Source organism: Xenorhabdus entomophaga (assembly GCF_037996725.1).
In the GTDB taxonomy this organism is placed as follows: Bacteria; Pseudomonadota; Gammaproteobacteria; order Enterobacterales; family Enterobacteriaceae; genus Xenorhabdus; species Xenorhabdus khoisanae.
In genome coordinates this window covers 1-13,322 of sequence record NZ_JBBMXH010000054.1, presented here as the reverse complement: position 1 = coordinate 13,322, position 13,322 = coordinate 1, and the positions used below count along the sequence as shown (strand labels likewise).

Annotated in this window: 13 protein-coding genes; 7 read left to right on the top strand and 6 right to left on the bottom strand. The window is 46.0% G+C overall.

Features of this window, described 5'->3' with window-relative positions; translation table 11 throughout:
- The first annotated feature begins 8 nt into the window (after positions 1–8).
- Genes AAC854_RS12430 through AAC854_RS12420 form a run of 3 tightly spaced genes read left to right on the top strand, consistent with a single transcriptional unit; the run spans position 9 to position 3,302 of the window.
- Positions 9–200 (top strand): host cell division inhibitor Icd-like protein, encoded by a 192-nt coding sequence (locus AAC854_RS12430; protein ID WP_340617383.1) that lies wholly within the window; start codon positions 9–11, stop codon positions 198–200.
- Complete coding sequence (locus AAC854_RS12425; RefSeq protein ID WP_340617368.1) at positions 193–603, top strand: hypothetical protein; 411 nt, start codon at positions 193–195, stop codon at positions 601–603. The genes AAC854_RS12430 and AAC854_RS12425 overlap by 8 nt, the downstream gene beginning before the upstream one ends.
- A 2-nt stretch (positions 604–605) precedes the next feature.
- The gene (locus AAC854_RS12420; RefSeq protein ID WP_340617367.1) at positions 606–3,302 is read left to right on the top strand and encodes a DUF927 domain-containing protein; all 2,697 of its coding nucleotides are present in this window, start codon (positions 606–608) and stop codon (positions 3,300–3,302) included.
- A gap of 446 nt (positions 3,303–3,748) precedes the next feature.
- Here AAC854_RS12420 and AAC854_RS12415 read toward each other — a convergent pair whose 3' ends face one another.
- The 6 genes from AAC854_RS12415 to AAC854_RS12390 all read right to left on the bottom strand — a co-directional run bounded on the left by AAC854_RS12415 (position 3,749) and on the right by AAC854_RS12390 (position 9,606).
- Positions 3,749–4,012, bottom strand: coding sequence for a PAAR domain-containing protein (locus AAC854_RS12415; RefSeq protein ID WP_340617366.1), 264 nt, complete (start codon positions 4,010–4,012; stop codon positions 3,749–3,751).
- A gap of 291 nt (positions 4,013–4,303) precedes the next feature.
- A complete protein-coding gene (locus AAC854_RS12410; protein WP_340617365.1) occupies positions 4,304–4,603 on the bottom strand; it encodes a hypothetical protein in 300 nt (99 codons plus the stop codon).
- A gap of 150 nt (positions 4,604–4,753) precedes the next feature.
- Positions 4,754–5,197 (bottom strand): hypothetical protein, encoded by a 444-nt coding sequence (locus AAC854_RS12405; protein WP_340617364.1) that lies wholly within the window; start codon positions 5,195–5,197, stop codon positions 4,754–4,756.
- A 58-nt stretch (positions 5,198–5,255) separates the two neighbouring features.
- Positions 5,256–6,026 carry a DUF4123 domain-containing protein gene (locus tag AAC854_RS12400; protein WP_340617363.1) on the bottom strand — a complete coding sequence of 257 codons (771 nt, stop codon included), beginning with the start codon at positions 6,024–6,026 and terminating at the stop codon, positions 5,256–5,258.
- On the bottom strand, positions 6,023–8,029 hold the full coding sequence (locus AAC854_RS12395) for a type VI secretion system Vgr family protein (RefSeq protein ID WP_340617362.1): 2,007 nt from the start codon (positions 8,027–8,029) through the stop codon (positions 6,023–6,025). The genes AAC854_RS12400 and AAC854_RS12395 overlap by 4 nt, the downstream gene beginning before the upstream one ends.
- A gap of 44 nt (positions 8,030–8,073) precedes the next feature.
- The gene (locus tag AAC854_RS12390; protein ID WP_340617361.1) at positions 8,074–9,606 is read right to left on the bottom strand and encodes a type VI secretion system baseplate subunit TssF; all 1,533 of its coding nucleotides are present in this window, start codon (positions 9,604–9,606) and stop codon (positions 8,074–8,076) included.
- Between the two features lie 190 nt (positions 9,607–9,796).
- Here AAC854_RS12390 and AAC854_RS12385 point away from each other — a divergent pair, with 190 nt between their 5' ends.
- The 4 genes from AAC854_RS12385 (at position 9,797) to AAC854_RS12370 (ending at position 12,692) form a co-directional block, all read left to right on the top strand.
- Complete coding sequence (locus tag AAC854_RS12385; protein ID WP_340617360.1) at positions 9,797–10,666, top strand: integrase domain-containing protein; 870 nt, start codon at positions 9,797–9,799, stop codon at positions 10,664–10,666.
- A gap of 263 nt (positions 10,667–10,929) precedes the next feature.
- A complete protein-coding gene (locus tag AAC854_RS12380) occupies positions 10,930–11,193 on the top strand; it encodes a helix-turn-helix domain-containing protein (RefSeq protein WP_340617359.1) in 264 nt (87 codons plus the stop codon).
- A 289-nt stretch (positions 11,194–11,482) separates the two neighbouring features.
- Positions 11,483–11,677, top strand: coding sequence for a toxin-antitoxin system protein (locus AAC854_RS12375; protein WP_340617358.1), 195 nt, complete (start codon positions 11,483–11,485; stop codon positions 11,675–11,677).
- A gap of 469 nt (positions 11,678–12,146) precedes the next feature.
- The gene (locus tag AAC854_RS12370; protein WP_340617357.1) at positions 12,147–12,692 is read left to right on the top strand and encodes a putative adhesin; all 546 of its coding nucleotides are present in this window, start codon (positions 12,147–12,149) and stop codon (positions 12,690–12,692) included.
- The last annotated feature ends 630 nt before the right edge of the window (positions 12,693–13,322 follow it).

The following is a 13,322-nucleotide window of genomic DNA, read 5'->3' as shown; positions in this document are numbered from 1 at the left end:
TCGTCGTTATGATGACTATCCCTACCCAAACTCACTTTAAGTTTCTATTTTTGAGCATCAAACGTTCAGATTTAGCCGCAATACCTTGCCATATCGAAACAACCGCCCCCAATGAATACAATGCAAGAATGATGCTTGTTCGCGACTATATTTTGTTATTTGCTGGTCGTCTGCCTGTTCAAGGGGCACACCATGAGTAATAAACCTATCTCATTAAAACAGGCTCTATATCGTGCTGGTCTGGGGATTTCACTGTTCACGTACATTACCAAAAAAGCCAAGGATGAACGCTGCGAAACCAACTTAAATAACCTGATTGCATTGGCACAAGGCATTCATCAGGAAGTTCACCGATCCTTGTTGAAATATGCGCCACAGCCACCGATGAATAAATTATTAAATTGCCTTGTATTCAGGTCATCGGATTCATTAGGGCAGGCCTCGTTTCGTGCAGGACTATGCACTTCTCTATATGAAATCATTCTTGAGCAGGCCAGCCAACACTGTTCGGAAGAATTGCATGATTTGCTGTCACTGGCCTGTGATATCAACCATGAAGTTTACCACGCGCTTTATGCAGTGGTTAATGGTGAGGACGAGTGATCATGAATAAGGGAAATCATAACCAGAAACGCTGCCCGTTAGATATAATCCTAGCGGTGAAGCAATCCGCCGCCAATTATTGGCAAAATCTGTTGTCCGCTTGTGGCGTTGACGTTCCGTCAAGAGGTAAACATGGTGCTTGCCCGATATGCGGCGGCACTGATCGCTTTCATTTTATCGATGATAACCATAACGGCGATTGGCATTGTCGCCAATGTGATGAGCCAAATCACGGTGATGGGCTGGATTTAGTTGCAAGAACCAAAGGGATCACGGTTTATGCAGCGGCTAAGTTGGTGGCTGATACCTTAGCAATGCCTTTGTCTGAACCCAAAACCGTCAAAGAACAACCGCGAACAGCCAAGCCGATTGCCGAACGCATCGCGGCACTAGCTGCCACTGCTGTTAGGGGCGAATCTCAATATCTAATGAAAAAGGGGCTGCAATACCCTGAACAGCACCTGCTTAAAGATGGCTCGTTACTACTGGTTACTCAAACGCTGGGTGGCACAATCACAGGCGCACAGACCATCAAGCCAGATGGTAATAAACGCCTTGTTGCAGGTACACAGAAAAAAGGCAGTTTTATCCCTGTATCTGAGATAACCGGAACGCCGGACATAATCATCATTACCGAGGGGTACGCTACAGCCTTAACTGTTCGCCAATTACATAAGGGCGTGGTACTGGCAGCCATTGATGAAAGCAATTTAATCACGGTTGCCGAGCAGGTCAGAAAGCAGTGGTCAGACGCGAAAATCATCATTGCTGCCGATAATGACTGGCACGAACAAGGCGAACGGGACAAAAACGGCAGGCTGAAAAAGAATGTCGGCAAGTTAGCGGCAGAGAAGGCCACTATAGCGATTAACGGCTGGGTAACGTTACCGCCTACGGAATTGAAAGCCGATTGGGATGATTATCGCCAGAGTCACGGTGTCGAGGCAGCAAAGCAGGCATTCAGTCACGGGTTGTATCAGGTGGAAAAGAAAGCGCCAGTAGCAAGATCTGCGACCATTCATTCAGATGAATACCGGGAGAAAGAATACGATCCGCTAAAACCTCATATCGATATCCGCAAGAACGGAATTTACTGGGTTGAACCTAAAGAACAAGGTGGCGAAATCGTCGAAGTCGAAAAATGGCTGAGTGATTACATGGAAATCGTTGGCATTGGCAATGATGGCAGCGAAGGCTATCTCATTATTAAGTTGCTTCAGGAAGGTTCAGGGAAATGTATCGTTGAGGCGTTTCCCCGCCGTGAAATCGGGATGCCGGTTGGCTGGGCAAGATTGCGCTTTTTGGCTGAACATCTGCAACGCAGTGGTGATCGCTGTGAATGGGTGGTGACACAGAAGGCAGGCTGGCACTGCGGGGCTTATGTGATGCCGGACGGTGAAATCATCGGTCAGCCTTATATGCCTGTCGCGTTCAGTGGTGGCACATCCGCCATTGCTGGTTATGTGGTCAGGGGAAGCGCCGAACAGTGGAAAACGCACGTTGCATCATTGCTGCAAGGCAACCGCTCAATGATGCTGGGCGTACTGGTAGGACTAGCTGCACCGCTTAACTCACTGACAGGCGGTAGTTGCTTTGGTGTGCATTTATTCGCTCAATCCTCAGCAGGCAAAACCACTACTGTTGAGGCTGCCAGCAGCTTATACGGCGATCCCGAAGAACTGAAATTATCGTGGCACGGCACTAATCACGGTTTAAACAACGAAGCCGCCGCCCGTAATGATGGTTTCATGCCCATTGACGAAATCGGCCAAAGTTCGAACCCAAAAGAGGTTGCTAACAGCGCTTACAGCCTGTTTAACGGTGTCGGCAAAATTCAGGGAAAACGGGAAGGGGGGAACCGTGCTGTGATCCGCTGGAAAATTGCTGCCCTCTCGACGGGTGAGGAAGATTTAGAAACGTTTCTGATAAAAGGCGGGATCACTCCCAAGGCCGGGCAACTCGTCAGGCTGCTCAGCGTGCCCTTTATTGATACGGAATGTTTCAATGGTCATGAAGAGGGTGATTCTCATGCAAGAGCCATTAAACGGGAATCCAAACGTTATTGTGGTGCAGCAGGGCGTGAATGGATTCGGTGGTTGTCTGAATATCAGGAGCAGGCAATCGAAATGACCGCCCGTAAAGAAAAAGAGTGGCTTGATGGCCTGCCAGAAGAAGCCTCAGCGCAAGTAAAGCGCGTTGCCGTTCGTTTCGCATTACTGGATGCCGTTGGTGAGCTGGCGACCCATATCACTGGCTGGGATAAAGAAGTGTGTCATGCTGCGGTAAAGCAAAGTTTTGATGACTGGTTAGCCGATTTTGGTATCGGAAACCGGGAAAAGTATCAGGTTATCACGCGAACTCGTGACTTTATCCAGAAATACGGGCTGTCACGCTTTCAGCCTTATACCTACGGCAGGCCAAACGGTGATATTGATACGGCACACGCCATGAGAATTAGCGATCTTGCCGGATATCTGGTGCATAACCGCCGTCATGATGGACAGGCGGAATACCATATTATCCCCAGTGTATTTGAAGCAGAGATATTGCAGGGATTGCAGAAGAAATCCGGCTTTGAAGCCTTAGAAGAAGCCGGAATGTTGGTTAAAGCAGAGAAAGACCGTTTTATCAGTAAAACCATTTCAGTAAATGGCACTCAGGGGCGTTTTGTCGTACTGGTTTTCAAGGATGAAGATTAGCACTCGGTAAGGTAAAAAAACGTTGGGATAACGGGATATTGGGATAATAAAGATTTATTTTAAAATATATCAGTTAGTTATAGATATTTTACTTATCCCGTATTATCCCGCACTATCCCGTCATGTAGTGTGATTATAAATAAAACAATATGGTGACTGTGGAGGTTATCCCAAAAAAAATTTCTCTCTGGCAGGAATTAATATATTGAATTTAAAGAAATTTAAAATGATGACATTATGTCACGGGATAAACTGGGATAATGTGGGATAGATTAACGTAATGAAATTTATGAATAATATGGCATTTACCCCGTTATCCCGTGAAAATGAATGATAAGTAATATAGAGATAATCAATAGAAATGGTTTTCGTCTCTCCGATTAACCGGGTTAATTTATTAGCCTGGTTAATCGGAGAAGACAAGCGCAGCGCGTCAGTGCGGTTTGTCAGGCGAGAAACTCTTTCTGGCTGGCAATCAACTTGACACCACACGCAGTGTGCATACCTTCTACAGCAATTGCTTTTCCATGACTCTTTAAATTTTCACTACCTTCAATAATGGGAAACACACCTTCACATTTAGGGCATTCAACTAAATCCGTTTTCCCGACAATTAGAATGCCTTTATAAGTATAACCACCGACAGCGGTGATCACTTTTCCACCGTGATCGGTAGTGTCGTTTAGTAAAATAACAGCTTTGTTTGTCATGTTAATTCCTTATTTCATTTGCTCTAATGGGAGCATAAGGATACAGGGCTAAATCTTATATTTTTTATATGGTTATTATGACTAAAAAGAAGCCTATTTAAGCTCAATAAATACACAAATCAGATATCAAAACCTATCGATAAAATTGTATGGAATGTGAGAAATTATCAATAACCACATGTTGGATGATTTTCATGCAAAGTAGAATCCCGCCCTGCATAAGGGCAAGAGCTGAGCCGCTCTAAAAAAAGCCGGAAGATCATGGGATCTTTCCGGCTTTTGATTTATAAATCAGTCACCACTAACCCTAATAGAACTGACTTGTATATTTTTTAACTTTTCTATTATTTTATTCAATTCGTCTTTTCCATCTGTGATTCTATTTCCTATTTCGGTGAGCTCATGAATAAAAGAAACAGCATCCTTATTTTTTAATAAACAGTCTGTTTTGTAATAATCTTTAATCTTACTGAGATTTTTTGAACTACTCCATCTCGTTGAAGAAGAAAAAATATTTGAATGTAAAATTTCACTCATAACTATATGAGTAACTTCACCATTAATTGCCATAATATGTATATCAAGTCCCATAAAATCCTCAAAAAGTCTCAATGTAGTGTACTACTTCTCATTTTTTTCAACGAGTTAAAAAATGTAGGTAATGTTGCACTTCAGAGTTGAATTCGCCAAGAGTACCACTTGCATAATATTTCATAAAATGCAAGCGGCACCATTTATTTGTTAAATTTCCATTTTTAATTTTTGATGAAATGCGAATATACTATTCAGATCTGTACGCCACTCAGAAATTTTATTCCCATCTTCTGTTTCTGTATAGCGTGGCTCAATGAAACTATTGATTCTGTTAGGTTCAAATCCAGGGCAATCATCCATAAATAATGTTTGGTTTTGTATAAAAACATCTTTTCCTTTAAAATAAATTATCCATACAAAAATAAAATTAGCTTTATTAGGATCATACATAGAAACAGCTAATGCAGAGTGGTTTTTTTTATGTAACCCTTCCTCAATAGACTTAACCCAACTTCTTTTATAATCATTCAGATTCCAATATGTTGTTGGTAAAAAGAATTCTTCTTTAAAATCATCAATAATTATTGATGATGGTATCGCTGGCTCACCGAAAAAATCTGTAGATAAATCTGTTGTAGTAATATTAAACATAAATTAATCCTTAATCCTATTTAATTCGCTGTCATAAGTACCCATTCTTTTACCTTTCTTATCCATCATTTTCCAACCATCGGTTATCCGCCAGAAAGTCCTGGATAGTCAGCGCCTGTAAACGTGAACCCTGATGGCGGTGCTGGTGCAGCCATTTTTCAAGGTTGCGGATCAACGTACCTTCAGGGGTATCCAGTTTCAGTGCGACTTTTCCCTCTGCTTCCCACAGTTCATACATCAGCGTTTTGGCCAGGCCTTCCAGTGCAAAATCTGATTGTTCCCACGCCGCGATCAGGTGCGGCTCCAGCACAAAGGGGCGTTCAATCTGGCTGAACGGACACTGTGCCGGGCGAAGAAAAACCATTGGCTCCGGCATATCCACCATCAGTTCAGTGACCGGGTTAAACAGGGATGTCCAATCTGTCGGCTGCATGGCGGGCATTAATACCCGTAGAATGCGCGTATCCATAAGCCGGAAAACGACCTGTTCATCTCGCAGGGTCACGAGCTGATGACGTTGCCAGTGCTCCAATTGTGTCTGCCAGCCCATGTCACTCCGGTATGCCCAGCCCCAACTGCCGTCACTGAACGCACGGCAGTCAAGCAGACGAGCAAGGGTAGGCAGAGAGTTCACTTTCGGTTGAATAAGCCACGGCCCCTGTTCCATCAGGTGAGCGAGCGGTGTGCCGCTATAGAGGGGAAAAGCCTGTTCAACCCAGTCGTTCACATAGAAAATGTTGACAGGATTAGGCGTCGCAAGCGGGTTGATAATCAGATAAACAGGCAGTTTGTCAGATCCACCCATCCAGGTTGTCCAACTTGTTTTCATGACGGATCTCTCTGTGGTGCTTTAATAACCCAGGCAGCATTTTCCTGTGCCTGCAAGGCACAATATTTTTTGACCGGGTATTCGACTTCCGGCAACGGTTCTACCTCTTCCGGTAATTGCAGTGCTAACCCGCGCCCACTGCCTGCGGAACCCTGCCCGACATTAATCATTGAAGACAAAATGCCAGCCGGCGTGACTTTGAGAAAACTGCCGCCGACTTTCAGCGTGATTTCTGCCGCCGCTTCCAGCACGACTTTGCCGCCGCTTTTCAGGTGAATCTCCTGTCCGCTGTCAATCACGGTGGCATCCCCGGTCTGGGTATGCTGGCTACCGGCAATTCGGTGCGATACATCGCCTTCGGTGGTGATTTTGCGGGAACCGGCGACCTGATGATGGTCATCGGCGAGTATCTCGTGATAACGGTTATTATCGATGCGGTTCTTCTGGTCATGCTTGATATGCCAGTAGGCATCGTTTTCGATATGCGCAGTCAGGTCTTTCTGGCCGTGGAAATAAATTTCCTCACTGCCTTTGGCATCTTCAAAACGCAGTTCGTTAAACCCTTTGCCTTTGTGGGTTTTGGTTTTAAACGTGGTGCGGGTTTTTTCTGCCGGTAAATCCAGTGGCGGGCGGTTCAGGCCGTTGTAAACACAGCCGGTGACTATCGGACGGTCAATATCACCATTGAGATAGGAGATAATCACTTCCTGCCCGATACGCGGGATCGCCATAAAGCCGAAACCGTTACCGTTCCAGCCCTGAGCCACACGTACCCAGCATGACGCACCATCATCCGGCGGGTCATAGCGGTTCCAGTGAAAATGCACTTTAATCGCCCCGTCTTTATTGACGAAGATTTCCTCCCCTTCCGGACCAACCACGATGGCAGTTTCATCGCCATCGGCCAGCGGTTTGTAGTGGAAAGGCGGACGGTAATCATCCAGACCGGAAATAAAACTGAAATGGTTGGCAAGTGTGGTGCCGTCACCGCCGTTTTCGCCTAGTGCCTGTGGGCAACGTCCGTGGTGGCTGATACCGACCACCTGCCAGCGCACATTCAGCGGTTTATGGGGGTGATTTTTTATCTCGAAGATTTTGCCCGGCATCAGTTTGATGCAGTTACTGCTGCCACTGCCGGTCTGCTTTTGATTATCCAGCGCTTCCTGCCGGTATTTTAAAAATGGAATGGCAGCCGCATCTTTCTGAAAACGCCCGTAACTTTCAAACACAGTGTAAGGGGTCTGGCTGCCGAAATCGCGGAAACCTTCACTGCTCTGCATATGGGAGAGGTGATAGCGCGGATTATCTGGGTTAAAGTCTTTATGCAGGCTGCGCTGCGGACTCATACCGACCCCCAGTCGCACCTGATAAATGGTATCGGTTCCGTAGGCGGTTTCCGGCTGTGGCTGGTATTGCAGTGGTAGCCCGGCGGTCATACCGAGGTGACTGTCGCTGAAAAACAGCGTTTCATCCTCAAACCAGAAACTGAATCCCTCTTCCGCCGCCAACCGGCAGAAAAACGCATAATCCGATTCGCGTTTTTGGGTCACATATTCCCGGTCCTGATGGGGGGCGTAGAGTTTCGAATCGGCTTTTACCCGGTGTTTTTTCAGCAGACTGTTTAAGATGGCGGGCACATTTTGCTGATGATAAATCCGGCTGTCCTGATTGAGCGTCAACCGCCAGCAGGCAGGCCGCACAGTTATAGAATAGAGCGTTTTGTTACCATCTGTACCTACCCAATCTGCATGGGAAATGATGCCGGTGATTTTGCGCTGCTCGGTTGCACCGTAAAAGATTTGCAGCACGGCTTCCTGCATCAGCAGCGAGGCCAAATCAATCTCAGTCTGTGGCCTGAATGGGTTAGCATTACCGGCTCTGACTAACGTCAGGTTCAGGGTAAACAGTTCAGATAACCCTTCCTGTAGAGAAAATTCCCCCACAGCAAAAGTGTCTTCCGGCACACCGGTGATGTGGCAGACAAAGCGTAATCCACTTTTCATGTTGATTTTTTCCTTTTGGTTTACTTTATCGGTTCCTTAATGCCTTACATTTCCGGGCGTAACCCGTCGACATGCCAGAACTGCCACAACACCTTGTGACTGTCCGGGGTGAAAATCTTCAGCATGACAAACGAAGACCGGGTGATAAAACACGCCAGCGCCTGATTGATTAACCGGCAGAAGCGATACATTTCACCTGCATTGTGGTAGCAGTCAGGATCCAGGGTGAGCGAGAGTAAATGTCCGCGAATGGAGCGACCTAACCGCATCCGGTCGGTCAGACGCTCTTCCACCTGCAAAATGCCGTCAATGTGTTGACGGAACTGACGGCTCAGTGGGCGATGCGTCTCGGTATACGGGTCAAACAACCGGAGAAACTGTTTCAGGCTGTCGGTGGCAAACAGCATCATCGGCGGGCTGGCGAGGCAGGACAACAACGGCCAGCCGCTATTTTCCTGCAACAGGGGCGGGTAATCGGCTGTGACCGGGGTGATATTGTGTACGCTGAGATGAGACGGTGAACCTTCCTGCGTCACGGTAATGGTCTCTGGCGCCAATGCCAGCGCCTGCTCATGGTAGCCGGTGAAATGACACGATACCTCAATGGCCGGTAAGTCGTTTGCCGGTTTGCCCGTTAAATCGAAAAAGTGCAGCCGGTGCTGTATTCTGCCCAGAAAATCACACTCGGTCTGAAGTTGGTAATAAAACGTGTCGGGTTGACGGTCGTCATCCAGAAAATGCCCGGTGGGGGTAAACTGTTCAATCGGCAGCCAGTGATAAGGTGTCCCCCGTTGTTTACTGTCATCGGGTTGTTGCACGACCTCAATATCACCCAGCCGGAACAACCTCACCGACTCTCCCAATGGCAGGGAATAGCGGTGATTGCCGGCCTCCAGCACAATGGGAAGGGTATTCCGGTTTTCCAGATGAATAGCCGGCACACAGCCCAACAAAAACGCCTCATCGACATTATCCAGCGGCAATTCACCCTCGAAACGAAAAATCAGCTCAAACGTGCCCTCTTCATTCAGTGGCACTGTTGTGCAACTTTTGCTGATATCCAGCGTGACAAAGTTATAAAGCGATGACAGCGCGTAATATTCCACTAACGGTTGCAGGCCGGAATAGGTATTTTTTGGTACAGGCAGCACTGGACTATCAAACACATTGTGCCAGCCATAAGGTAAACTGCTCAGTTTTCGCCGCTCGCCCTGTGTTATCAGGCTGACATCACAAAGGTGTTGATCCAGCCACAGACTGAGCTGGGCGGCACGTTCCGTATCAGTGCCGAGGAAAAACGTTAATGTGCCACTTTGCCAGACCGGAGACGCGGGGCCAGTCTGACACAGAGTCAGTATGATCTCACTGTGAGTGCCGGTTTTCTTTACAGCGCGTTCCTGCACGATTAACGGTTCAATATGCAGCGGACGACGGGTTTTAAAGGTCAATAACTGCCCGTTGTGGTGAGCTGAAACGGATGTACCCGCAGGCATATCGGCAGTGCCCTGATGCTCACCCTCAGCAGGATAGAATTGCATTATCGTGGTCGGAGGAATAGGGCATATCGAGGCTGGCATTTAGCCGGTGGGGATGACCTGTCAATACAGGCGGCAGTACCGCGTACTCAACCGATACCCCGCAATACCTCAACCTGCGTTCACTCTGGCGCACAGATATCGATCAAGGGCAAAGCAGGCATTTTCTGTTTTGCCGGAATGATCGCGCGCCAGAGATTGTAGGTTGTCAGGTATCAACAAGGGGACGCTAATGAGCCGATTGATTAAGGAATTAAAATTTTTTGCCCGGAAAGCAGGCGGTAGTCATAAGACCTGCCATGACCGTATTCGGATCGCAGGGCGCTTGGGGGCGTTGTTATTAAGCCTGAATATTCAGGTTAAAAGCGTTAAGAATTTGAAAAACAAGCATGTGGAACAGTACGTCGATGCGCGTTTATCTCAGGGTATTGCCAAGCGAACAGTGCAAAATGAAATGTCTGCGCTGCGTAATATCTTCCGCATGGCAGGTAGGGAAAAACTGGAAACTTCGCCGCGCTTGAGTAATCAGGCATTGGGATTAAGCGGCACCAGCCGCGCCGGAACGAAACAGGCGATCCATGATGCTACGTTTCAGGTCGTTTATCAGAAAGCGCTAGAGCGTGATGCCGGATTTGCCGTCACACTGAAACTTGCCCGATTGCTGGGGTTTCGCTCTCAAGAAGCGGTGCAATGTAATGCTTCGTTGAAAAGCTGGCGAAAACAGTTAGCTCAACCAGAACCGAAACTGCATGTTGTCTTCGGGACAAAAGGCGGCCGGCCAAGGCAAACCCGCGTACTGGATGTTGCAGCGGTGAAAGTGGCTGTCGAACAAGCAATAGCTATTGCAGAACAACGTGCTGGCAGGTTGATTGATAAACCGGATCTCAAGCAGGCTATGAACTACTGGCGGACACAGACCACAAAGATCGGTTTAACCGGTTGTCATTCTTCCCATAGTTTGCGATATGCGTGGGCACAGGATGCATTGGCTTTTTACCAACAGAATGGTTTTAGCCGTCAGGAAGCACGGGCACTGGTCTCAATGGATTTGGGGCATGGTGACGGTCGTGGGCGTTACGTTGAACGGGTTTATAGCCGTTAAACTTAGTCGTTCAGTTATTGAGTAAGCTAAAACAATCAGTTAAAGTGTCCCCGCCATTAGCAAAATCTAGTGGTCGGGGATTCGCAACCCTGTAATGATCAACCCACTGGTAGGATGTTTCTGCCAGTGCGCCTGCGTTCGCCTTTTCTATGGCGGTTCAGGCAGGGGAGGCTTCGGCCTCGCCGGATTGGTTGATCTCCGGTATTGCGAACCCTGCTTGAATCGCCACCATCAATATTAATTAATGGAAAGGGGTAGCAGGAATGAATAACAACAATGTTCAAAATGACTGGCATCAGGCCGATATCATCGCAGCATTACGTAAACGTGGTACTACATTAGCGGCAGTCTCCCGTGAGGCGGGACTCAGTTCATCGACACTGGCAAATACTCTTAGTAGGCCTTGGCCTAAAGGCGAATGGATTATTGCAAACTATCTCGGTATCCATCCCTCAGAGATCTGGCCTAGCCGTTACTTTGATAGTTATGGTCGATTAGTTGAGCGTAAGGGTCGCGATAAATCATAAAAATAGTCAGTTCTGACTTGCAAATCATCGGGAAGATAGCCGTAACGGGGTATCTTCTCACTAGTAGTAATATTTTTCCTATCACTTCAATATATCCTGACGCAATACACCTCTACCTTTCCACCTGTTCGAAACTTTTGGCGTACTGACAATATTGATAAAAGATATCGATAGCGGCAGAGCTAAGGTTAATCTGTTGGTAAGAAGTGAAACAGCAATAATCACATATCGTCAACGGCTGGTAAACTATGATGATTTAGTGACCAGTACGAGCGGGTGAGGAGAATATATGCAACAGAGTACCAAAAAGCAGACTAACCGCTATTTTAACGGCACACCGACAACACGGCTTATTGTGACCTGTGAGCAATCCGTTATTGATGCCGTGGACAACCACATCAAAGGTAGCAGAGTAACACGCGGCAACCGTGCAGAGTTCGCCAGACAGGCGATTATAGAGAAGCTACAACGTGAACTTTGGTGATTAACGGACATGTTAGGGAATGATGATTTTTATAGTCCATAAAAAAGCAAAATCTTAACATTTCTTAACATATTGCTGGTGGCTGAATCCTGAGATTTCTTAAGGTAGATGATAACAATTGATAACGTCCAGATGATAAGTTTTGATAAGGATATTTCCTCTAACTACCCACGATTTCCATCGATTATTACTGCGCAGTTCCATTTGCGCAGTAGATTACAGGTGAAAACACGGGCTTCGTAATACTCCACAGAGCGGTTTTAGCGTTTATATTTGTTAACATTATTGAGGCTGAGAACGTGCCTGATTTGTCTCTAAGAATACTACCAATATGGGGTATTCCTGTATCCATTCCCTGAGTGGCTACAGGAATATTCACTTTAGTTTCAGATGGTAATTAATTGTTAAGCATTATTCGCTTGTTATTGGGTAAAGATGGGATAGAAAATTAAATTTTTAGGTGAAGATAATGAGCATCATACAATACAGGAATATTTCTATTAATAGGATTAGTCCATGCGCAATGAAAGCGCTAATCTTTACTCATGGAGGTTATACCGCTGCACGTATGAATGACTGGAGTTGTTTTGGAGGTACTGGTTACACGAAAGTTCCTGATGGAATTACTTTATGGTTTAATAGCAAACACGACACTCCCTCTGTTGGTCTATCCACTGCCAATAAGCTACTTCAAGAAATAAACAGCAACGGAATTGCTGATCCTCTGATTTCTAAATATAAAGCCAATGAAAAAATTAGAGGTGGAAAGAGTGTACGCAACTATTCACTTACACCCAATGATAAACTAAGCGCTAATCCCAATTTGAGGATTGATATTATTACTATAACTCGTGGAAAAGCGCATTTATCCGATATTTTTGAAGCGATCCAGCAACTTAAATTGCCTTACACCGATATATATTCTTTTGCTTGTAGGGTGAAAAAATTTGAGCCAATAATAGTGAGTCATCCTACGCCTCTAGGCACAATAGATATGAATACTTTTAACCGCTGAATATACCAAAATTGAACCCTAACTACTTATCGATTTACCAACGCTGCCCCCTAACGTACTCAGCCACCCCAGAATCATTTGTTCTGAGGTGGCAGTGTTTTCTCCGATGTCAATTGGAAAAATCAGCATGTCCTAATCAACCATAGTGGATATCATGACAGTTACCATAGGTGACTCAGATTTGGCTGGTTTCCGGCCAAAGTGAGGACTTCGGAATATTGTCAAAATTTGACATGAGAACTTGTCAAAACCTGACATCTATCTGACCAGTTTCACTACCTCAATCTGGTTCAGCACTGTGTCATTACTGGATTTGAATATAACCCACTTTGTTACTTTATGGTGGTACGCAAGCAGGTACGCACCGGAACGGTTTATAATGCGGTACCTTACAGACAAGGTATAGCGATTCACAACACCCTGATGTTGTCCATGACTGATTTAATTCAGTTGCTTAGTTGCGCAACTCTTATTGATACCTGCAAAGTAACCAACCTTCTTTAAGAGAGCAGTCTATCGGGTCATGTATTGAATAGTTAGTTGATGTGATATGCTTTTAGCTTTTTTAGGTGAAGTATGGCTAAAGTTGACGTTTATTGCCGTTATTGTCTCAAATCAGAAAAAGTGAAA